Raw genomic sequence first — 22,036 nt, forward strand, 5'->3', positions numbered from 1 at the left:
CGCGCTCAGACCAGGCGGCGGCCGCTGAAGCGGTCGATCGGGGCGTCGCGGCGCATGGCGCGCTCGTACATGCGGTGCAGCGGCTCCGTCAGCACGCCGTTCGTGCGGTCGAGCGAGTCCTGCCAGGCGACGATCTCGCCGAGCTGCGCGGCGAGGTCGGCCCGGAGCGCCGCCTCGTCGACCGTGGTCGAGCGCCCGCCCGCCACGACGATCCGCCCGGCCACGATCACCGTGTCGATCGACGAGCCGTTCTCGGAGTACACCAGCTGGTTCTCGAGTCGCTGGCGCGGAGTGAAGTTCAGCGTCTCGAGGTCGAAGACCACGAGGTCGGCCTGCTTGCCGACCTCGATGCTGCCGGTGACGCTGTCGAGCACGGCGCTGCGCGCGCCTCCGATCGTCCCCGCGGTGAGCACCTCCGCCACCGTCGGCCACGTCGCGATGTCGGGGTCGGTCACCTTGTGCAGCAGCGCCGCGGCCTTCACCACGTCGAGCATCCGCGGGGAGTCGCTGCTCGAGCAGCCGTCGGTGCCCAGGCCCAGGTTCACGCCCGCGTCGTGCAGCGCCCGCCACGGCGCGATGCCCGAGCCGAGCTTGAGGTTCGAGATCGGGTTGTGCGAGATCGAGGTGCCGGCCGCCGCGACGCGGTCCACGTCGGAGTCGGTCAGCCAGATCCCGTGCGCGAACGTCGTGTTGGTCGAGAGCGCGCCGATCCGCTCCATGTACTCGACCAGGGTCGAGCCGTGGAACTCCTCGCCCGTCACCAGCTGCGTCTTGGTCTCGAGCACGTGGATGTGGCACTCGGCGCCGTGCTCGAGCGCGAGCTCGGTCGCCCCGGTCAGCAGCTCGGGCCCGCAGCGCTGGGGCGCCGAGGGAGCGACCATGTAGCGGAGCCGCCCGCCGGCGCGACCGTGCTGGGTCGCGAACGCCTCGCGGCTGAACGCGAGGTACCCCTCCGTCGTCGGTCGCGCGGCCGAGCGCACAGAGTCGAGGATCTCGGCGGGCAGGTACTCCTCGACGAACGGCATCGTCTCGTAGAACGGCTTGCTGATCACGTGCCCCGAGATGTTCGCCCGGATCCCGATCTCGTCGTACGCGTCGAAGACCGCCGCGAGCTGCTCCGCGTCCTGGTCCGGGTTCTCGAGCACGTCGTCGACGAGCGTCGTGACCCCGGCCTTCAGCGACTCCAGCGCGAACAGCGACGACCGCAGCTTCACGAGATCCGGAGCGACGCGGCTGTTCCCGAGGATCGGGTACGACAGCAGCATCCACAGCTCCAGGGGCAGGTTGTCGTAGCGCCCCTTGTAGAGGTACTCCCACGAGTGGGTGTGCGCGTTGACGAAGCCGGGAGTCACCAGCCGGTCGCGGCCGTCGATGATCTCGTCGCCCGGCTCGGGCGAGAGGCCCGGGCCGATCGCGGTGATGACGTCGTCGACGATGCGGATGCTCGCCGTGATCGGGACGGCGCCCGAGACCGGGTCCATGGTGATGACGGAGGCGTCGGTGATGAGGAGGGGCATGGCGGTTCCGTTCGTGGTGCGCGGGTGCTGGGGTGCGGCGGTGAGGAGGTGCGGTCAGCGGCGGGCGGGCTCGGGCTGCGCGGCGGGCGCGGCGGCCTCCCGGCGCTCGACCCAGGCGGCGGCGTCGCCGCGCCCGAGGAGGAGGTAGGCGACTCCGGCCGACACGCCGCCGGCGAGCCACGACACGTCGATGCCGCCGAGAGCCGTCGCCGCGGGGCCCTGGAGGGCCGGCACCGAGCCGTTCATGAACAGCCAGGTCAGCGTCGCGCCGATCGCGAACGAGAGCAGCGCGCGCCAGCGGACATCCGGCAGCAGCGGCGAGCCGACCGGGGCGAAGAGGTGCCCGAACGAGCGCACGCGCGGCTCGAACACCGCGTAGTGCACGAGCACGATCGCGCCCCACGGAGCGACCCAGCCGACCAGGCCCACGAGCCAGGCGTCGAGGGTCGTCGCCAGGTCGTCCTGGAAGATGAAGAAGACCGCCGCGATGAAGGCGAGCACGCCGACGATCAGGCTCAGCGCGCGCCGGCCGAGCCGGATGTCGAGGGCCTGGGTGGCCATGCCGAACGAGTAGATGTTGAGCACGTTCGTCGCGATCGGGCCGTGCACCACGAGCAGCAGCACCGGGATCGCGAGGGCGCCGAAGTTCTCGACGATCAGCTGGCCGGGGTCGACCGAGCCGTTCTTGGTGGCGAGGGTCGCGCCGAGCACGCCCAGCCAGACGACGGGGATGAACTGGCCGAGGACGCTGGCGAAGTAGAGCTTGCGCTTCGAGGCCGTGGGGCTGACGAAGCGGGAGTAGTCGCCGGCGTAGGCGAGCCAGGTGAGACCCCAGCCGATGCCGATCGCGGTCATGACGATCGACATGGCGGCGAGGCGGTCGCCTCCGGTCAGGGCGCCCTCGGCGGGGCCGGCGTACGACCAGTCGATGTCGAGGAAGAACCAGGCCACGATCGACATGAGCGCGAGCACCAGGAGGGTCGGCGGCACGGTCCAGCGCTCGAACGCCGCGATCGCGCGGTAGCCGAGGAACGAGATCGCGACCTGGATCGCCATGATCACGGCGGCGACGGCGATCTTCCAGCCGATGTTCGCGTCCTCCGGATCGACGATCCCGACGGAGCCGAGCAGCGCGATCACCAGGTCGAGGACGATCCAGGTGTTGATCGCGCACCAGCCGATGACGACGACGGCCTGGATGGCGGCGGGCGCGTAGTTGCCGCGGCGCCCGAAGACGGAGCGGCCGACCAGCATGCCGGTCGCTCCGGTGCGCTGGCCGAGCAGGACGAAGAAGCCGAAGACGGCCATGCCGACGACGTTGCCGAGGACCAGGACGGTGATCGTGTCCCACAGGCCGAGGCCCATGTTGACGCCGAGCGCGCCGAGCACCCAGTTGATCGGGGCGATGTTGGCGCCCGCCCAGATCCAGAACTGGCCGTCGAGGCGGGCGGTGCGGCGGGAGTCGGGGAGCGGCGTGAGCGCGTCCTCGGTGTCGTGCAGGGCGTCGGTGCTCATGGCGGTTCCTCTCGAAGGGGCGTGAGGTGGGGGCGGCGGGGGTGCGGGTCCACTCTCGTTCCGCACCGTTTCGCCGGGCGCGCCACCGTGTAAATTCGCGGTGACGCGAGAGGACGTTCTGTATGGCCTACCTGCTCGCGGACGCGCTCCGCGACCCCCTCCTCTCGGCCTCGCTGCCCGAGGTCGTCGCCGGGGGCGCCTCGGCCGATCGGGCGCTGATCCGCTGGGCGCACGCGAGCGAGCAGCTCGACATCGCCCCCCTCCTCCTGGGTGGCGAGCTGCTGCTGATGGAGGGCGCGCTCCTCTCGACCGACCAGGACCCCGCGGAGTGCCGGCGCTACGTGGAATCCCTGGTCGAGGCTCGCGTCGGGGCGCTCGCCGTCGAGCTCTCGCCGCGACTGCCCGCAGTGCCGGCGCCGATCGTGGCCGCCGCCGACGAGCGGGGCCTCCCGGTGATCGCCCTCTCGCGCCGGGTGCCGTTCGTGCAGGTCTGCGAGAGCATCAACACGCACCTCACCGAGCAGAAGTTCCGGAGCCTCCGGCTGGCGGACAGACTGTCCGCCCTGCTCAGCGACGCAGCCGCCGCCGACGCGGGCATCGGCGAGCTGCTCCGCGTGGTCTCGATTGCGACCGGCGCCTCCGCCTCGCTGGTCTCGCTCACGGGGGAGGAGATCGCGCGCGCCTCGCCGGGGCGCGGGGTCGACGACGCGCCGACGGCCGGCACCTTCTCGAACGTGCTGCGGTCGGGCGACTCGCTGCTCGGGACGCTGCACCTGCGCGCCCACGAGGCCGCCGATCTGCACTCGGTCGCCGTCGCGCTCGATCGCGCGCCGGACGTGCTGGCGATCGCGCTGCTGCGGCACCGTCCGCCGTCGGTCACCGAGCGGCTCACCGCGCAGCTGTTCACCGTCGCGACGGCCGAGCAGTCGCGGGCGGAGGCTGCGGCCGACCTGCAGATCGACGCCTTCCTGGGCAGGCTGGGTGCCTCCTCGCGCGAGCGCTACCTCGGGGTGTGGGCCGACACCGGGCACGACGACCGCGTGCTCCGCGCCCTCCGCGAGCTGCTCGGGGGCGTCGGAGCCGACCCCGGGCCGGTGCTCTGCGTGGTCGGCGCCGAGGTCCTGGCGCTGCTGCCGTTCGGCGGGGCGGCCGCGATGGAGGAGGGGCGCGCGACCCTCCTCGACCGCGGGGCGGCGCTCGGCGGCGGGTCCGGTGCCCTGGTCTGCGTCGGCAGCGGGCTCGGCGACCAGCGGCGGGTCCAGCGCGAGCTGTCGGAGGTGCGGGGCGTCCGCGACTGGGCGCCGGCGGGCGGCGGAGTGGTCGACTCCCGCCAGCACCGCCTGGCGCGCTTCGCGAGCTCGCTGCACGGAGACGTCGAGGCCGACGACCTGATCGAGGAGGTGCTCGGGGCGCTGCGGGACGACCAGCTCGTTACCCTCGAGGCGTTCGCCTCGCACTGGGGGAGCAAGACCGCGACCGCCGCCGCTCTCGGCATCGGCCGCCAGACGCTCTACGACCGCCTCGACCGGATCGAGTCGCTGATCGGCCCGCTCGACTCGTCCCCGGCGCGCACCCGCGTCGTCATGACCGCGGTCTTCCTGGACCAAGCCCGCGCGGCGCTGCCCCCGACCGCGCCGGCGCCCCGCCGCGCGTTCCCGCCGCCGTCTTCCCTACCCACCACTCAAAAGTTGCGGTAGTCGAGCGCGAGTACCGCAACTTTCGGAGTGTGGAAGGTTTCACCTGCGCGAGGTCAGGGTGAGGCGCGTCGAGACGCCAGAAGTCGTCGTAGTCGGTGCTCGAGCACGACAACTTCTGCGGAGTGATCCGGCGGTTCCGGCCAGGGCGCCCCATTCCTCAGAAGTTGCGGTAGTCGAGCGCGACTACCGCAACTTCTGGAGGGTGGGAGGTCTCGGTCAGGCCTCGTCGGCGGTGAGCTCGGTGTCGGTCTCGTCGGCGCGGTCGCGGAGTGCGTCGGCCATGGCGCCCGCGCCCTCGGAGCCGTGGTCCTGGTCGACCTGCTCGATGAGGCCGCCCAGCTTCTCGTCGTTGCTCGCGTCGTCGGCGCCGTCCATGACGGGCTGGTCCTGCTCGGGCTGGTTCTTCTCGCTCTGGCTCATCGTCGCCTCTCCGTGCGCCGGAGATCGGCCGCACGTCTCCGACGCTACGGATCGCGGGCGCCGGGCGCCGGAGGTTGACGCCGCGGCGATCACTCCTGCTTGATCAGCGTGACCGTCACCGGCGTGCTGTTCGCGGTGTTGCCGGCGGCGTCCGTCGCCCGGGCCGTCAGCGGGAACGTCCCGACGATTCCGACCGTGCTGGCGGTCAGCGACCAGGTCGACTCGCCGGTCTGCACCGCGTCGCCGACCTTGAGCGTGCCGACGTAGAACGCGACGGCCGTCACTCCGGTGTCATCGGTCGCCTCGACGCTCGCGGTCGTGATGCCCTTGATCACGGCGCCGTCGAGCGGCGAGGTGATCTCGACCGACGGTGCCGTCGTGTCCTCCTCGGGCGCCTCCGGCTGCGACGGGCCGGTGGAGGTCGGCGTCGGCACGGGCGTCGTCGCGGTCGGCTTCGGCGTCGGAGTCGCGCTGGGCTCCTCGGTCGGCTCCGCCGTGGGCTCCGTGGTCGGGACGGCCGTCGGGGTGGTCGTCGCCGTGCTCGTCGGAGCAGGGGCCGGGGTGCCCGAGGAGCCGGCCGAGTCGGCGCCCGCGATGTTCTTCGCGAAGGCCTGTCCGTCGATGTCCCTCGCGGCGGGAGCGCTCGAGCCCCAGCCGGCGATGACGGCGTCGTTCCCGCTGACGAGGTGCAGGTCGCCGCCGTCCTCGTCCACGAAGCGCGGCGAGCCCTGCACGTTGCCCTGCTGGTTCAGCAGCGCGGGAGCGGCGCACATCTTGGTGTTCCAGGTCGCGACGATCGTGTTGGTCATCGGGCTGTCGCACGCGGCGAGGTAGCTGACGATGTTGCGGTCGAAGGTCGTGTTCGCGGCCCCGCCGACGCGCAGCGAGCCGTCGACGAACGTGTTGTTGCGGATCAGCAGGTCGCTGGCCGACGCCTCGCGGAAGTCGGCGGCCGAGCCTCCGCGGCACTGCGCCGTCTTGACGATGCAGCTCTGCACGAAGTTGGACTCGACGGTGATGTCGCTCATGCCGTCGCCCGCGCCCGGCGAGAAGATGATGCCCGCGTTGTAGCAGTTCGAGAGGTGGTTGCCGCGGATGGTGACGCCGTTGCTCTCGAAGACCTGCACGCAGTCGGCGTGCAGCCCGTTGTTCTTGTCCTGGTCGTAGTCGCGCACCGTGTTGTTCTCGATGAGCACGTCGGACGCGCCGCCGACCTGGATGCCGTCGATCGACGAGCCGTTCCGGAACGACGAGTCGCGGACGACCGCGCCGTCGTTGCGGACGAAGAGGCCGCCGCCGTCGAAGCTCGAGGACTCGACTATCTGGTCGGCGCCGTAGAGGTAGAACGTCACCGCGACCGAGATCCTCGACCAGACCACGTGGGACACGTAGCTCTTGACCCGGTCGAACACCGGCGAGGCGCCGGGGGCGGGGGTCACGAGCAGGGGAGCGGCGGCCGTGGCCCTGCCGCCCTTGAGGTTCACGTCGGGGTAGGTGCCCGAGGTCAGCAGGACGGTGCTGCCGGCCGGCGCGTCCTGCACGCCGACGGCGAGGGTGCAGGGGGCGCTCTGGGTGCAGGTGGTCCCCGAGCCGGTGGGGGAGGTCCAGCGGTCGGCTCCGGCGGCGTTCGCCGCGGGGGCGACGAACAGCGTCGCGAGGAGGACGGAGAGCGCGAGGAGGACGGCGCTCAGGGATCGGTGCGGCGAGAGTCTCGGGGGGAGGGCTCGGGACATGGCGGGGGATTCCGTTCGACTCGTGCTGGCGAGGGAGTGGCCCGGAGTCGGCAGGCGGCCCGGGGCCGGCCTCTCCTGAGGGAGGCGGCCCCGGGCGCGTACGGCGTTCCGGGCGGGCGGTGCGTCTGGTGGTCGTCGTGCGCTGCGGGCGATGCGGTGCCGTGGTCGCGGTCAGTCGGTGGCGGAGGAGATCAGTTCTTGATGACCAGGGTGATCGACGCGCTGGTGCCGATGTTGCCGGCGGCGTCGGTCGCCTTGGCGACGACGACGTAGGTCGCGTTGGGCCAGGTCTTGCTGTTGGCCGTCAGCGTCCAGGTGCCGTCGGCCTGCTTCACCGCGTTGCCGAGCTTGGTCGAGCCCGACCAGAAGGCGACCGAGGAGACCCCGACGTTGTCGCTGGCGTTGGCCACGAGGGTCACGGTGCCGGTGACGGTCGTCTGGCTGGCGGGTGAGACGATCTGCGCCTGCGGCTTGACGGTGTCGGTCCCCGCGGTGGGCGTCGCGGTCGGAGTCGCGGTCGCGGTCGGAGCGACCGTCGGCTTGGGTGTCGCGGTCGCGGTCGCGGTGGGCGTCGGCGTCGGCGTCGCGGTGGGCGTCGCGGTCGGCTTCGGGGTCGCGGTGGCGGTCGGCGTCGCGGTCGGCGTGGCCGTGGGGGTCGCGGTGGGCGTGGCCGTGGCCGTGGGCGTGGCCGTCGGGGTGGGTGTCGGTGCGGTGACCGTGCCGGCCGGGACGGTGCTCACGCCGTAGCCGTAGTAGCGGCCGGAGACGGGCCGGGTCGGGTCGCCGGCGAAGGTGCGGCCGCGGTCGACCGTGGCCGACTTGGCCTGGGCGATCACCGTGCTGATGACCTGCGCGGGGGCCTTGCCGACGCAGGCTCCGCCGGAGGCGAGGCAGTCGAGGACGACACCGGAGGCGGCGGCCGTCGACATGCTCGTGCCGGTCTGGATGTAGGCGTAGGTGTTGCCCTTCTTCGTCGTGTACGGGCACGTGCCGGGGGCGGCGATGGTGTGCGCGGCGTCGGCGGTCGAGGCGAAGTTGCTGTTGATCGTGTAGTTGTCGTCCTTCGTCGTCACTCCGGAGCAGGGCACGGGTGCGAGCGAGCCGGGCTTGCCGTCGTAGTTGGCGAAGTTGGTGACGGCGAGCACCTCGTCGTAGGCGGCGGGGATGTAGCCCGCGAGGTCGGCGGTCGAGTTGCCGGCGGCGGACACGATGGTCACGCCCTTCGCGGCCAGGTCGCAGACCGACTGGTGGATCGCGTCGCCGTTCGTGCGGCCGCAGTTCTTGTCGTCGGCGCCGTTCGTGGCGAGCGACATGTTGACGACCTTGATGTTGTAGGTCGCGGCGTTCTGCGACACCCAGTCGAGAGCGCACATCAGGGTCGAGATCGTGCCCTTGTTGTTCGCGTCGAGGGCGCGGACCGAGTAGACCGGAGCACCGGGGGCGACGCCCACGGTCCCCGAGCCGTTGTCGAGAGCGGCCATGTAGCCGGACACGCCGGTGCCGTGGCCGTTGGCGTCGTCGGCGGTACCGGAGCCGAAGCAGTTGACCTGCTTGGCCAGGTTGTAGTCGGAGTGGCTGCTCACGCCGGAGTCGATGACCGCGACGGCGGGGCCGTTCCACGAGGTGACGCCATCGCCGGCGAGCACGGGGGCCTTGTCGGCCTCGGCCGTGAGCACGTGCGAGGGGGTGGTCTGCGCAGCGCCGTCGACGACCTGGTCGGCGGGCGACAGTGCGAGGACGCGGCTGTCGGCGGCGAGGACCGCGTGCTGGCGGGCGGTGAGCGTCGCGGTGAACCCGGCGACGCCTCCGCCGTAGGACTGGTCGAGCGTGATGCCCAGTGCGCGCACGAGGCTGGTCGAGACCGCGCTGGAGTCGACGGTGACGACGTAGCGTCCGGCGTCGGCCGCCTGCGCGGGAGCGGCGGTGGCCAGCACTCCCGAGGCGATCAGTGCTGTCACAGCGGTGGCGGTCAGGAGGCGGCGCAGCCGTCCGGCGGGACGGAGCGACGAGGTGGAGCGAGAGGTCACGGAGGCCTGTGTGTTTCTGTGCGGCGGGGTGGGGCGATGGAGCGGAGCGGAGGCGCCGGGCAGGGGTGACCGACGACCGGCCGGCGCGGGGAGGCGCCGAGCGGAGGGCAAAAGGGGGTGGTAATTGCTCAAACTAGCGGGAGGAAGGTTTCCCGCGCATTACGTTTCCGAGAATTCAGGAAACGACACGCGGACGATCTGCCCCCAGAACGAGGCGGTAGACGTCGATCGTCGCTCGTGCGATGGCGTCCCACTCGAGCGCCGAGAGGTCGGCGCGGCGGTCGGAGTCGAGGCCGTCGACCCACTCGAGCGCCTCGTCGAGCACGGCGCCGTCGAAGCCGCCGTCGTAGAGCCGCACCCAGTCGGAGCCCACCAGCGCCGCCAGCTCGTGCATCGCGCCGAGATCGGGCACCAGCACGGGGCGGTCGGCCGACACCGCGAGGATCGCCGATCCGGAGTTCTGGATCGCGGAGTAGGGGAGCACCACGAGATCGCTCGCCCGCAGCCAGAGCGCCATCCGCTCGTCGCTGAGGAAGGAGAGCTCGAGCCGGATGCGCTCGTCGCCGGCCGCCGCCTCCTCGATCACTCCGCGCAGCGGACCGCGGGCCGGGTTGCCGGCGACCGCGAGCTGCGTGCCGTCGTCGGCGCGGGCGCGGAACTGCTCGACCAGCGTCGGGATGTTCTTGTAGGGGCGGATCTGCCCGACCGAGACGACCAGGCGGGCGTCGGCGTCGAGCCCGAGCTCGGCCCGGGCCTCGGCCCGGCTCGGCGAGAAGTCGTAGTCGTGCCGGTAGTGGCCGTGCGGAGTCACGTAGGCGGGCACCGCGGCGAGCTCGGGGTAGGAGCGGCGCATCGCGGTCACTCCCTCCTGCGAGAGGCAGATGATCGCGTCGAGGTTCTCGGTCAGCACACGGCGGTACCAGTTGCGGAGGAACGGCGTCGCCCGCTCCTCGTGGGACGCGACGTTGTGCGCGGTCCAGATCAGCCGGGTGCCCCGGAGCCGCGCGATGCGCAGGAAGGCGAAGAAGAAGACCAGCCGCGCCACGATCCGGTAGCGGCGCACACCGCTGAGGAAGGTGAGGTCGGGCCAGTGCAGGTGCACGACGTCGACCTTCGAGACCAGCAGGCGCAGCCACGACAGGTCGCGCACCAGCACGCCCTCGGCGGTCATCGCCGTGTACAGGCGGGCGTTGTACGGGTTCGCGTAGCGCGTGCGGAACGCGGGCTCCGCCTCGACCCGCAGGTGCCGGCTCACGGCGCTCTCGCCCGACAGCAGCGTGCGCAGCCGCGTGGCCAGGCGCGTGCGCAGGGTGCGCGTGCCGCCCGCGATCATCGGGCCGCCTCCGTCGACGCACCGGAGCCGGGGACGCGGCCGAAGAGGGTGCGCTCGGCCTCGGGGTAGCCGACCCGCCAGTCGCGGCGCTTCTGCCAGACCTCGGTCCAGGCGCGGCGCTTGCGGCGGGTGGCGGTCTCGAGTCCGGCGCGGACGAGGGCGCCGGCCTGCAGCAGCGCGATGCCGGCGCGGGCGGGCAGCGGCTTCCACGACAGGCGGATCATCGTGACCTTCCCGGCCATCACCATCGTCATCTTGCGCCCGGAGTTGCCCTCGGTGGCCGCGTCCCGCGTCGAGGCGCCGACGTCGTGCACGATCACCGCGGAGGGGACGATCACCGGGTGCAGGCCCGCGCGGGCGGCGCGGATCGAGAACTCCGCGTCCTCGCCGTAGAGGAAGAACCGCTCGTCGAGGCGGCCGACCCGCTCGTACTCGGCGCGCTCCATCAGCAGCAGGCAGCCGGTGATGATCGGCACCTCGCGCACGGTGTCGCGCTGCCAGCCTCCGAGCGACTCGGGGTCGAGCAGCGGGTTGCCCCGGAACACGGTCGAGAGCATCGTCGCGTAGGTCAGCAGCGACCAGAGCGTGGGCGCTCCCCAGCACGACGACGGGTCGACGGTGCCGTCGGGTCGGAGGGTGCGCCCGCCGTAGACGCCGTAGCGCGGGTTCGCGACGGCGAACTCGAGCAGCGCGCGGAACGAGCCGTCGAGCACGAGCGTGTCGGGGTTGAGCAGCAGCACGTAGCGCTCGGTCGCGGCGGCCACTCCGCGGTTCACGCCGCGCGCGAAGCCGAGGTTGTCGCCCGCCTCGATCACGGTCGCCTCGGGGTGGGCCGCGCGGATCGCCTCTGCGCTGCCGTCGGCGGAGCCGTTGTCGACCACGATCACGTGCGGCGGCGTCGGGGCGTCGCCGCGCGGGATCGAGTCGAGGCAGGCGAGGGTCTTCTCGCGGGTGTTGTAGCTGACGACGACGATCGCGAGGCCGGTGTCCGTGGTCTCAGGCACCGGGGGCCTCCGGACGCTGCCCGATGACCTTGGCGGGCACGCCGCCGGCGATGCAGTTCGCGGGGAGGTCCTTCGTGACGACCGCTCCGGCGCCGACGATCGCGCCGTCGCCGATCGTGACTCCGGCGACCACCACGACGTTCGCGCCCAGCCAGACGTCGCGGCCGATCACGATGTCGCGCTCGATCTTCGCCTGGTCCATCACCGGCGTGCCCTGGACGATCCCGTAGTTCGACGCGGTGACGGTGACGTTCGGCGCCAGCAGGCACTTCTCGCCGAAGGTGATGCGGCCGCTCGTGTTGCCGGCCCAGACGATCGAGTTCTCGCCGATGTGCGTGCCGGCGCCGAGGGTGATCCGCTCGGCGTTCCTGAAGGACACGTTCGGCGCGAAGGAGACGTCTGCTCCGCGGGTCAGCCTCGGCACCTGGTCGGCGTGGCTGTACGCGTGGAAGTGCAGCAGGCGCACGGCCTGCAGGTAGGTGCGCACCTTGGTGAGGGTGCGCAGCGGTCCGCCGCCCTGGCTCATCGGGTAGTCCCGTTCTGGTCGTCGTCGGAGTTGTGGTCGTCGTCGGAGTCCTGGTCGGCGGACGCGGCCGCGCCGGCGCGCCGCGAGAGGGGGTCGATCACGGGGGCGCCGATCTCGGCGAGCGACTCGGTGATCGAGTCGAGGAAGAGCGTCGTGTCGAGGTCGGAGCGGATCGAGATCGCGATGTCGAGGCGCTTGAGGAACGAGCTGGCGAACACCGCCGCCTCGTCGTCCGGCTCCGTCACGGGCCAGAGCGTCATCGAGTCCATCTCGGCCGTGCCGAACCAGCGACGGCGGAGGAAGACGGGCAGGTAGGAGGCGTAGCCCAGCCAGTCCTTCACCCCGCGGGTGATCCCGCTCTCGCCCGAGTCCACGGCGGACTGCACCTGCGCGCGCACGCTCGCGACCGTCTCGGCGATGCCGAGCGACACGGGGACGGCGACCCGCACCATCGAGACGTGGTTGCGCTTCACCGCGTTCTTCTCGCGCCGCGGCGAGACGGGGACCAGCGTCGCGATCTCGGTCCGCTCCGGGTGCAGCGCCGCGAAGGCGTGCAGCGCGAGGGCGACGGTCAGATCGGCGACCGAGCCGCCCGCGGCCCGGGCCGCCGACTTGGCGGTGGGCAGGTCGACGGTCAGGATCGCGGCATCGCGCGGCTTGATGCTGCGCTCCAGCATCCCCGAGCGGCGGATGTACGCGTCCCGCAGCGAGCGGATGTTGCGGCCGCCGACGCGGGTGATCCGCTTCTTCAGCGGCTTGCGCTTCCACTCGGCCCACTCCTCGGCCAGCGAATCGTGCCCCGAGGCGATCTGCCGCCGCGCGGCGAGGGTGAGCGAGAGCGGGCCGCGTGGCGCGCGCGGATCCTCAGGGAACCGCATCGGCGCCCGGGTGTAGGGCTCGAACTCGACCGGAGCGTCCGAGGAGAACGCCTGGATCAGCAGGAGCCCGAACATGCCGTCGCCCAGGGCGTGGTGGATCCGCACCGCGAACCCGAGCTGACCGGTCGAGAGCTCGACCACGAGGATGTCCCAGAGGGGCCCCTTGGGGTCCATCGGACCGTTGAACGCTCCCGTGAGCAGCTCGACGTGGCGCGGATCCCACTCGACGACTCCGGGGTGGAAGCGCACGTGATCGCGCACGTCGATCTCGTCGACCGACACCCACGACGGCGTGAACAGCCCGAGCGGGGCCCGGGCGAGCCGCTGCCTGACGGAGGGGGACTTGCGGATGAACTCCTCCCACGCCGAGTAGACGAGATCGCGGTCGAGCGACCCGTCCGCGCGGCGGTACGGGGTGCCGTCGACGATCATCGAGCCGGTCGGCCGGGCGACCTCGTAGACGATGGCGTTCGAGACGAACTTCTCGTCGAGGGTGCGCAGCGGCTCGGCGTGCGGGCGGCCGGAGCGGCGGGGGGGACGGGTCATGGTTGCTCCCTGCGGGCGGGTCGGGGGCGGAAGAGACGGGAGCGGGAGGGGGCGGGAGCGCTCACTCGGCGACGGGCGCGGGCGACAGCCGGATCGGCGTCGGCGGGTACTCGTCGACGAAGGTCGAGCCCGAGAGCCGCAGGTGCCGTGAGCGGAGGTAGCCGCGGAGGATCCCCTCGACCATCGCGAGCTCGTCGCGCGCTCCGCGACCCCGCTTCTTGGCCGAGCGCACGAGACGGCGGCCGCTGCGGACGGCGAGCGTCGCGGTCATCCTGCCGCCGACCAGCGGCGACATCCGCCACCACTTGCCGACCAGCGCGCCGAGCCCGAGCCCGTAGCCCCGCATCAGACGCCGATAGGCGGTGGGATTGCGCGTGTTAACGTGCAGCACGACGCTGTCGGGGACGAAGACCGCGGTGCCGCCGGCGGCGAGGGCCCGGCAGAAGATGTCGAGGTCCTCGGCTCCGGCGAGGTAGCGGCCGGCGCCGAGCGTGTCGTCGAAGCCGCCGAGCGTCTGCACGGTGGAGCGGCGGAACGCCATCACGGCGCCGTGTCCGGCGTCGAGGCCCTGCACGGTCGACCGGTAGGTGATCCGGTCGGTCGGCGGCACGTCGGTGTCGACGAGCGTGTGGTCGAGCATCCGCCCCGTGGCCACGGCGACCCGCTCGTCGGCGAAGGCGTCGAGGAGCGCCTCGATCCAGCCCGGAGTGGGGGAGCAGTCGTCATCGGTGTAGACCACGACCGGCCGGGTGCTCGAGTCGAGACCGAGGTTCCGCGCGATCGAGAGCCCCTTGGTGTCGGTCCGCACGTAGCGGACGCCGGCGCCCTCGGCCACCTCGCGCGTGCGCGAGTCGGTCGACGCGGAGTCGACGACGATCACCTCGACGGCCGGGTCGGTCCCCGCGGCGATCGCGGCGAGGGCGCCCCGCAGCATGTCGGGCCGCTCGCGGGTGCAGAGGATGATCGAGACGTCACTGAGGCTCAGGGCGCTGGGGTTCACGGGCGATGGGTCCTCGACGGGTCGGCGGCGACGGCCGGGGTGCCGACCATCCGCATGGCGGCGCGGTAGGCGGCGACGAGATCGACGCCCGCCCGCGTCCAGGTGAGCTCGCTCCGGTTGGCGAGGGCCGCCCGGCGCAGTCGTGCCAGCAGCTCCCGGTCGGAGCAGACGAGGTCGAGGTGCGCGGTCAGCGTCTCGACGTCGCGGGGCTCGTGCACGAGACCCTGCACGCCGTCCTCGAGGTTCGCGCCGGCCGCCGACGAGACGAGCGGGACGCAGCCCGCGGCCTGCGCCTCGGAGGTGACCAGCGCGCTGCCCTCCTCGATCGTCGGCAGGATCAGCACGTCGGCCGCCTGGAAGACGGAGGTGACGTCGCTGGTGAACCCGCGCAGCTCGACGCTCGGCTGCTCGAGCAGGCCTGCGAGGCGCTCGCGGTAGCCCGGGGTGAAGTCGCCGTAGACCAGGAACCGGCCGCAGCCGCTGGCCCGCGACGCCTGCCACGCCTGCAGGGCGTAGAGCAGGCCCTTGCGGGGCTCGATCCGGCCCACGAAGACGGCGGTGAACACGTGGTCGGGGTCGTCGCGCGGATCGGGATCGATCACGTGCGCGGTGTCGACCTGGGCGCCGTAGCGGTGGCGGAGCAGCTTCTCGGGCGAGAAGCCCTTCTCGAGGAAGGTCCGCTCGACCGAGGCGGAGGGCACCAGGATCGCGGTCGCGGAGGCCCACTCCCGCTCCTCGCGCTGCAGCCGCACCGCGTTGTACGTGTGCGGGGAGCCGGGCGGCGGGGTGATGCCGAGGCGCTCGTACTCCTCGGCGACGACCTCGAAGGCGTGCGCGGTGTGCGTGTTCGGCGCCTCGCGTACCGACGGGACGCCCTGGCGGGCGGCCTCGTCGAAGGTGCGGGCCGATCCCCACGGCCAGCCGTGGACGACGTCGTAGTCGCCCTCGGCGAGGATCCGCGCGGTCACGCGGTCGTGGTGCGCGATCGAGCGGCTGCGCCCGAAGAGGCGGTGCGGAAGGCGGATGCCGCCGACCGTCAGAGTCGTCACCGCGCGGGCGACGGGCCCGAGCGGCTGGGCGATCGAGGCGGCGACGACGGTCACCCGGTGGCCTGCCTCGGTCAGCGCGCGCACCTGGTGCAGCGCGGTCCAGCCGATGCCGGGCGAGCCGATCGCGTGCGGGAAGGAGTAGAGGACCGACAGCGGAGCGTCATCGCTCGCCGAGGGCGCGACGGTGGGCGCGAGCGTCGTCAGACGGTCGTCGTGGTCGTCGTCGTGCGGGGCCGACTCGGGGTCGGCGGGGCGGTCGGGTGGGTCGGTGGCAGTGGTGGAGCACTGGTGCTCATCATCCATGCGTCTCCTGTCGTGAGGGCGGCGCGCTCAGGAATGAACAAGGACTACCATCCTCGTCCATCTGAGAGGAATGCAAGTGCGCGTCCTGCTGGGCGGGTCGGACACCCAGGAGACTTAACACACCCGCAATACTTCCGGCATCCGCATGCCGTGGGTTATGGTCACAATGAGTGTGTCGGGGCACCGCACTCGTGGGGTCCCGGTTCTCTGCCCGTTCCGACCCCCTGGCCGCAAGCCCGGAGGCGGCGCGGACGCAGCGACAGCACGTTCGACACCGCACTACGCACCAGGCTCCGTCCTCGTCCTCCGACGTCGACCGCCACACCACCCGTTCCGCCATTACCCGCCGTGATGGACGGAGGCGTTGCTCCATCGTCTGCAGCAGCATTGCATCCTCCGAGCACGCGGCGAGTCGCCCGAGGTACCACACCTCGCCGTCTGGAAGTCGAGACCGAGATGTCCGTCCCCCTTTACCTTCGAGTGCTCTGGAGCTACAAGTGGCTCCTCGCCGTGGGCCTCATCGTCTCCGTGCTGGCCGCCCTGGTCGCCGGATACACCGTCAAGGACGGGGAGATCGTCTCGCGCGCTGAGTCCGCGTACCGCTCCGACACGACGATCCTGCTGGGCGGTGGCCCGCAGAACCCGTTCCAGGCCGTCGACCCCGGTCAGACCATCACCGAGGGCACCACCGAGGCGCAGCAGAACGACCTCACGAACACCGCGGTCATCTACGCCTACCTCGTCAGCGGCTCCCAGATCCGCGCGCAGGTCGAGGCGGCCATGGGCCCCCTCACCGACACCGAGGCGCTGAGCGCCGTGCGCCGCACCACGCAGCCCGCCGGCACCGAGCAGAACCCGGGCCGCTTCAGCCTCCCGATCCTCTCGATCGTCGGTGAGTCGACCGATCCCGAGCGCGCCGTCCTCATCTCCGAGACCGCGTCGACGGTCTTCCAGAACTACGTCGCCGCCCAGCAGGACGCCTCCGGTGTCGCCCCCGAGCTGCGCGTGACCCTCGCGGTCACCGACCAGGGCACCGCCGTCGAGCAGGAGGGGTCGAACCCCATCATCCCGATCGCCATCACCGGCCTCGGCGTGTTCCTCGCCTTCATCGCCCTCGCGTTCATCCTCTACAACGTCCGCATCTCGCGGGAGCGCGTCACCGCTAACCGCAACAACGCCCGCCCGCGCGGCGAGTCCTTCCGCCGCGGCCCGGCCATCACCGGCACCGCGGGCGAGGGCCAGCGTCCCGCCGCACTGGGCACCGCCTCCGAGAACCCCGCCGCGGCGGGTGAGCTCGCCTCCTCCGGGAAGCGCAGCGCCACCTGAGGCGGGGTCCCGACATGAGCACGCAGACCGTCAAGGGACTCCCGATCCCTGTTCCCGGCAACGACGACCCGTACGCGGGCGAGATCCTCGTCCGCCGGACCTTCGGGATCCGCTCGGCCCTGGCGACCGTCCTGCTCTCGGGCGTCGCTCTGGCAGCGGTCTACTACCTCAACCCGCTCTACGCAGGGGCGGTCCTCTTCGGGATCTCGTTCCTCTACCTCACGCGCAAGCTGGTCTTCAACTGGACCGGCGCGTTCATGGTCCTGCTGCTCGTGATCATGTTCATCCCGGTGCGCTACTACGCGCTCCCGATCCCGATCGGCTTCGCTCTCGAGCCCTACCGGCTCGTGATCGTGCTGATGGTGATCTCGGGGATCGTCGCCCTGATGATCGACCCGAAGTTCGTCTGGCGCCCCGCGGCGTTCGGCTGGCCGCTCGGGATCTGGGTGGCGTCGAGCCTGCTCTCCATCGCGGCGAACGTGCAGTTCATCTCGGAGGGCGGCCTCGGCAGCGGTGTCGCCGGCGCGATCATCAACGACCTGCTGATGCTCTCCGTCTTCTACATCGCCCGTCTGATGATGCGCAGCGAGCGCATCGTCGAGGCCGTGCTGACCACGCTGGTCTGGACGGCCGTCGTGGTCGCGGTCTTCGCGGTCCTCGAGCGCGCGACGCAGCAGAACGTGTTCACCATGCTCGACAAGTTCCTCCCGCTCGAGCGCCTCGGCGCCGAGCAGGAGGCCTACCGGGCCGGCGGCTACCGCTCGTTCGGGTCGGCGCAGCACCCCATCGCCCTCGCGGTGATGTTCACGATGATGATCCCCATCGCGATCTACCTCTCGAAGTACGCCCGCTGGCCGTTCAACGAGATCAACCGCCGCATCATCTACTACGGCGTGGTCCTCGCGATGCTCCTGGGCGTCGTGACCGCGGTGTCGCGCACCGCGATCGTCACGCTGGGCGTGATGTTCCTCGTGACGCTGATCCTGCGTCCGAAGATCGGCGGATACCTCCTGCTGGGGATGATCCCCGTCCTCGGGCTCGGCTTCCTCGTCATCCCGAAGATCCTGACCGACATGATCGGCTCGTTCCTCGACCCCGAGGAGCTCATCGCGTCGCAGTACACCTCGGCGGGCATGGCCGGAGCAGGGCGTCTCGCCGACCTCGAGCCGGCGATGGCCATCGTGCGCGAGCATCCGTTCTTCGGAACGGGCATCGGCAGCCGGATCGTCGTCGGTGACGACAAGAACGCGTTCATCCTCGACAACCAGTGGCTCGGCACCCTGATGGACGGCGGCGCCGTCGGCGTCATCGGCCTCGCCGTGCTGTTCCTGGTGCCGATCGTGATGCTGCTGCGCTACTCGTTCAAGAGCACGACCACCCCGCAGTACGCGAGCCTCGCGTTCTCGATCGCGGTCCTGCTCGTCGGCTACACGATCGCCGCCTACTTCTACGACGCCTTCGGTTTCTTCCAGGCCTTCATGCTCTTCTGGGTCTTCCTGGGGATCGGCGCCTGGGTGCTCACCGAGGCACCGCGCAAGTCGGCTCGACGCCGGCTGTCGCCGGAGGACGCGGGCTACGTCTCGGCGTTCACCCGCGGCTCGGCGGGCGCTCCCGGACACGGGCCCGCCCTCGGCTCGCACGTCGGCGCCCACTCCCGGGATCACGTCGTCCGCAAGCCGGCTCCGATCGAGTCGTGAGCGTCCGCGTCAGCGTCGTCATCCCCGCGCACGACGAGGCGGCGGTGATCGGCCGGCTCCTCCGCGCGCTCGTCGACGGCGACCCGGAGGGCCGGTTCGAGATCGTCGTCGGCGCGAACGGCTGCACCGACGACACCGTCGCGGTCGCCCGCGCCGTTGATCCGCGGATCCTGGTCGCCGAGACGGAGCGCGCCTCCAAGATCGCCGGCCTCAACGCGGCCGACGCGATCGCCACGGTGCTGCCGCGGATCTACGTGGACGCCGATGTGAGCGTCTCGGCCGAGACGCTCCTCGCCCTCGGTGACGAGCTGGTCCGCCCCGGCGGCCCGCTCGTCGCCGCTCCCGAGTTCCACGTCGACACGCGCGGCGCCTCCTGGGCCGTCCGCGCGCACTACTCGATCTGGGAGCTGTCCGACTACCGCGTCAGCGGCCTGGTCGGCTCCGGGATCTACGGCCTGTCGGCCGAGGGGAGGCGCCGCTTCGGCGCGTTCCCCGAGATCATCGCCGACGACCGCTTCGTGCAGCAGCTCTTCGCACCCGAGGAGCGCGCGACCCTGCGGGGGCACACCTTCTCGGTGAAGGCCCCGCGGCGGATGCGCAACCAGCTCAAGCGCACCGTGCGGATCGCCATCGGCAACGTCCAGCTGAAGGAGTCGGGCCTCGTCCCCGACCGCCCGCAGCCCGCGGGAGCCGGACTCGTGCCCCTGCTGAAGCGGGTCCTCCGGCGGCCGTCCCTGTGGCCGGCCTTCCCCATCTACTGCTACGGCTATCTGCGACCCCGCCTCACGGCCCGGTCGATCATCGCTCGAGGAGGCGTACCCGAATGGAACCGCGACGAGACGACGCGCGCGTGACGGGGCCGACCACGTCCGGCGGCTCCTCGAGCGCGTCCCGCACCACCGACGAGCAGATCGAGGCGGCGATGGACGACACCGCCCACACCACCGAGACGCTCGCGACCGACGCGATCGCTCAGTCGCCGACGGTGGGCGACGGACCGAACCTGCCGCCCCGCTCCGACCTCGGCCACAAGGCCAGCCGCGGAGTCATCCAGACCCTCGGCGGGCTCTGGGGCAAGACGGCCATCCAGCTGATCTCGACCGTCGTGCTCGCCCGCCTGCTGTCGCCGTCGGACTTCGGTCTGCTGGCGGCCGTCACGGCCATCGTCGGAGTCGCCGACCTGGTCCGCGACTTCGGCCTCACCGGCGCGATCATCCAGTCGAAGAAGCTCAGCGACGCGGTCTGGCGCTCGGTGCTGTGGCTGTCGGTCGCGCTCGGCGTGGCGGGCACGATCGTGATCGCCGCCTCCGCCTGGCTGATCGCCGGCCTCTACCAGGAAGAGGCCCTGATCGTCCTGACCCTCGCGGTCGCTCCGACGCTGTTCCTCAACAGCCTCTGCATGCCGCTCCAGGCGCGCGTGCAGAAGGAGATGCGCTTCGGCCTGATGGCGCAGATCGACGTCGTCTCGATGCTCGTCGGCGTCGTCGGCTCGATCATCGCCGCGCTCCTCGGCTGGGGCGTCTGGTCGCTCGTCGTGCTGCAGGGCGGCGCGCTTGTCTATCGGCTGATCGCCCTCTGGGTCGCCGCCCGCCCGAAGTTCGGCCCGCCGCGGATCTCGCGCGAGGTCATCCCGCTGGTCACCACCGGCGGCAGCATCTTCGGCGTCCAGCTGCTCAACTACTTCGCCCGCAACGTCGACAACGTCCTCATCGGCGCGCAGCTCGGCGCGAACGCGCTGGGCCAGTACTCGCGGGCCTACTCGCTCTTCCTGCTCCCGCTGCAGCAGCTCAACGGGCCCCTCGGCCGCGTGGCGCTGCCGGTGCTCAGCTCGCTGCAGGACGACGGCGAGCGCTACCGCCGCTACGTCCGCGGGGCGCTGCTGGTCATCGGCTACCTGACGCTGCCGACCTTCGGAGTCCTCGCGGCCCTGTCCGGCCCGCTGGTCGAGCTGCTGCTCGGCTCGCAGTGGTCCTCGTCGGCCGTGATCCTGTCGCTGCTCTCGATCGCCGGCATCGCCCAGGGCATCGGCAACGTGCAGGGCTGGATCTACATCTCGCTCGGACGCGTGCACCGTCAGCTGATCTACTACGTGGTCACGCGTCCGATCGTGATCGCCTCGTTCTTCGTCGGCCTGTGGTGGAACGGCGTCGAGGGCCTCGCGCTGCTCTACGGACTCACCACCCTCGCCCTGCTCGTGCCCGGCTTCTGGCTCGCCATCCGCGGCACGTTCCTCCGCGGCTCCGACATCATCGTGCCGGTCCTGCGCCCCGCGATCGTCGTGCCGTTCATGTTCGGCGCCGCCTGGGCCGTCGGGGAGTACACCGACCTCCTGCCGATCGTGCACCTGATCGTCGGCGGTCTCGCCTCCCTGGTGCCGCTCGCCCTGGCGATGGTGCTGCCGGTCTACCGCCGCGACATGAACCAGATCCTCGCCTTCGTGAAGCAGGTCAGGAAGCCCAAGCCGAAGGGGCCGAAGCCGCCCGCGGCCGTCCCCGCCACCGAAGGAGGAGCGGCATGATCCGCCGTGCCGGAGCGATCGCCGCTCTTCTGCTGTCCGCCGCTCTGCTGGCCGGGTGCACCTCCGCACCGGCTCCCGCCGAGACCACCGAGCCCGCCGCGGGCGGCCTGCCGTTCGAGGCCGGCGTCATCGCCGCGATGGGCGACTCGATCTCGGTCGGCGTCGCCGCGTGCGGGCAGAACAAGCCCTGCCCGAGCGCCTCGTGGACCACCGGCGAGGACGAGACCGTCGACTCCGTCGCCCGTCGCGCCGGCGAGGCCGTCGGCGCGGTGCCGACCATCGAGAACGTCGCCGCCAAGGGCGCCACCTCGGCCGAGCTGCCGCGCCAGGCCGAGAAGGCCGTGGCGGTCTCGCCCGACCTGGTCACCGTGCTGATCGGCGCGAACGACGTCTGCCGCAAGAACAGCAGCGACATCACGACTCCCGACGCCTTCCGCACCAGTGTCACGACGAGTCTCGCGACGCTGTCGACGGGGGCCCCGGACGCGACGATCTTCGTCTCCTCCGTGCCCAACCTGCTCGACTTCTTCGAGACCGAGCGCACCGACTCCGAGGCCGTCTCGCGCTGGTCCGGCAGCTCGAACTGCAACTCGCTGCTCTACGAGCCGACCTCGGACGCGGCGGACTCGGTCGCCCGCCGCACGAACGTGAGCGACACGATCGACGCCTACAACGCGATCCTCGCGGAGGCCTGCGGGGCCGTCGCGAACTGCGTCTACGACGGAGGCGCGCTGCACGACTTCGACGTCACCTCCGACGACATCTCGGACGTCGACCACTTCCACCCGTCGATCGCGGGCCAGGCGAAGCTCGCCGACATCGCGTGGACGGCGCTGATGGCGGGGGTCTCCTGACCCTCTGAGCCCGTCGGTGTGCACAACCGAGGGTGAGAGCGGTCATCGCGCCCCACCGGGCGACTCGGCGCCACTGAGCCTCGATCGTGCACG

The 22,036-nt window shown here is 71.6% G+C and carries 17 protein-coding genes; 6 read left to right on the plus strand and 11 right to left on the minus strand.

The window, feature by feature from the left end; translation table 11 throughout:
* Positions 1–5 precede the first annotated feature (5 nt).
* Both GRS92_RS09415 and GRS92_RS09420 read right to left on the minus strand, forming a co-directional pair.
* Positions 6–1,517, minus strand: a complete 1,512-nt coding sequence (locus GRS92_RS09415) for an amidohydrolase family protein (RefSeq protein ID WP_159855536.1) — start codon at positions 1,515–1,517, stop codon at positions 6–8.
* 54 nt (positions 1,518–1,571) lie between these two features.
* Positions 1,572–3,032 (minus strand): purine-cytosine permease family protein, encoded by a 1,461-nt coding sequence (locus GRS92_RS09420; protein WP_159855538.1) that lies wholly within the window; start codon positions 3,030–3,032, stop codon positions 1,572–1,574.
* 122 nt (positions 3,033–3,154) lie between these two features.
* Between GRS92_RS09420 and GRS92_RS09425 the strand changes: the two genes are divergently transcribed.
* Entirely contained in the window at positions 3,155–4,729 is a 1,575-nt protein-coding gene (locus tag GRS92_RS09425) for a PucR family transcriptional regulator (RefSeq protein ID WP_159855540.1), read from the plus strand.
* A 216-nt stretch (positions 4,730–4,945) separates the two neighbouring features.
* On the opposite strand, the gene GRS92_RS09430 is transcribed toward GRS92_RS09425, so the two are convergent.
* The 9 genes from GRS92_RS09430 to GRS92_RS09470 form a co-directional block, all read right to left on the minus strand.
* A complete protein-coding gene (locus tag GRS92_RS09430) occupies positions 4,946–5,149 on the minus strand; it encodes a hypothetical protein (protein ID WP_159855542.1) in 204 nt (67 codons plus the stop codon).
* Positions 5,150–5,238: 89 nt separating this feature from the next.
* A complete protein-coding gene (locus GRS92_RS09435; protein ID WP_159855544.1) occupies positions 5,239–6,882 on the minus strand; it encodes a right-handed parallel beta-helix repeat-containing protein in 1,644 nt (547 codons plus the stop codon).
* Between the two features lie 191 nt (positions 6,883–7,073).
* Complete coding sequence (locus tag GRS92_RS09440; RefSeq protein WP_159855546.1) at positions 7,074–8,909, minus strand: Ig-like domain-containing protein; 1,836 nt, start codon at positions 8,907–8,909, stop codon at positions 7,074–7,076.
* Positions 8,910–9,084: 175 nt separating this feature from the next.
* Positions 9,085–10,242, minus strand: coding sequence for a glycosyltransferase family 4 protein (locus tag GRS92_RS09445; RefSeq protein ID WP_159855548.1), 1,158 nt, complete (start codon positions 10,240–10,242; stop codon positions 9,085–9,087).
* Complete coding sequence (locus tag GRS92_RS09450) at positions 10,239–11,246, minus strand: glycosyltransferase family 2 protein (protein ID WP_159855550.1); 1,008 nt, start codon at positions 11,244–11,246, stop codon at positions 10,239–10,241. The genes GRS92_RS09445 and GRS92_RS09450 overlap by 4 nt, the downstream gene beginning before the upstream one ends.
* A complete protein-coding gene (locus GRS92_RS09455; protein ID WP_159855552.1) occupies positions 11,239–11,772 on the minus strand; it encodes an acyltransferase in 534 nt (177 codons plus the stop codon). Before GRS92_RS09455 ends, GRS92_RS09450 begins: the two co-directional genes overlap by 8 nt.
* The gene (locus GRS92_RS09460) at positions 11,769–13,196 is read right to left on the minus strand and encodes a wax ester/triacylglycerol synthase domain-containing protein (protein WP_159855554.1); all 1,428 of its coding nucleotides are present in this window, start codon (positions 13,194–13,196) and stop codon (positions 11,769–11,771) included. Before GRS92_RS09460 ends, GRS92_RS09455 begins: the two co-directional genes overlap by 4 nt.
* A gap of 61 nt (positions 13,197–13,257) precedes the next feature.
* The gene (locus GRS92_RS09465) at positions 13,258–14,196 is read right to left on the minus strand and encodes a glycosyltransferase family 2 protein (RefSeq protein WP_159855556.1); all 939 of its coding nucleotides are present in this window, start codon (positions 14,194–14,196) and stop codon (positions 13,258–13,260) included.
* Entirely contained in the window at positions 14,193–15,548 is a 1,356-nt protein-coding gene (locus GRS92_RS09470) for a glycosyltransferase family 4 protein (protein WP_159855558.1), read from the minus strand. The genes GRS92_RS09465 and GRS92_RS09470 overlap by 4 nt, the downstream gene beginning before the upstream one ends.
* Before the next feature lie 456 nt (positions 15,549–16,004).
* Here GRS92_RS09470 and GRS92_RS09475 point away from each other — a divergent pair, with 456 nt between their 5' ends.
* The 5 genes from GRS92_RS09475 to GRS92_RS09495 are packed head-to-tail and all read left to right on the plus strand — an operon-like array spanning position 16,005 to position 21,943.
* Positions 16,005–16,874 carry a hypothetical protein gene (locus GRS92_RS09475; RefSeq protein WP_159855560.1) on the plus strand — a complete coding sequence of 290 codons (870 nt, stop codon included), beginning with the start codon at positions 16,005–16,007 and terminating at the stop codon, positions 16,872–16,874.
* A gap of 14 nt (positions 16,875–16,888) precedes the next feature.
* On the plus strand, positions 16,889–18,571 hold the full coding sequence (locus GRS92_RS09480) for an O-antigen ligase family protein (protein ID WP_159855562.1): 1,683 nt from the start codon (positions 16,889–16,891) through the stop codon (positions 18,569–18,571).
* On the plus strand, positions 18,568–19,425 hold the full coding sequence (locus GRS92_RS09485) for a glycosyltransferase (protein ID WP_159855564.1): 858 nt from the start codon (positions 18,568–18,570) through the stop codon (positions 19,423–19,425). Before GRS92_RS09480 ends, GRS92_RS09485 begins: the two co-directional genes overlap by 4 nt.
* The gene (locus GRS92_RS09490) at positions 19,395–21,089 is read left to right on the plus strand and encodes a lipopolysaccharide biosynthesis protein (RefSeq protein WP_159855565.1); all 1,695 of its coding nucleotides are present in this window, start codon (positions 19,395–19,397) and stop codon (positions 21,087–21,089) included. The genes GRS92_RS09485 and GRS92_RS09490 overlap by 31 nt, the downstream gene beginning before the upstream one ends.
* Positions 21,086–21,943: a GDSL-type esterase/lipase family protein gene (locus GRS92_RS09495; RefSeq protein ID WP_159855566.1), complete on the plus strand. Its 858-nt coding sequence runs from the start codon at positions 21,086–21,088 to the stop codon at positions 21,941–21,943. Before GRS92_RS09490 ends, GRS92_RS09495 begins: the two co-directional genes overlap by 4 nt.
* Positions 21,944–22,036: the final 93 nt, after the last annotated feature.

The sequence above is a fragment of the Rathayibacter sp. VKM Ac-2754 genome, assembly GCF_009807095.1.
Lineage (GTDB): Bacteria > Actinomycetota > Actinomycetes > Actinomycetales > Microbacteriaceae > Rathayibacter.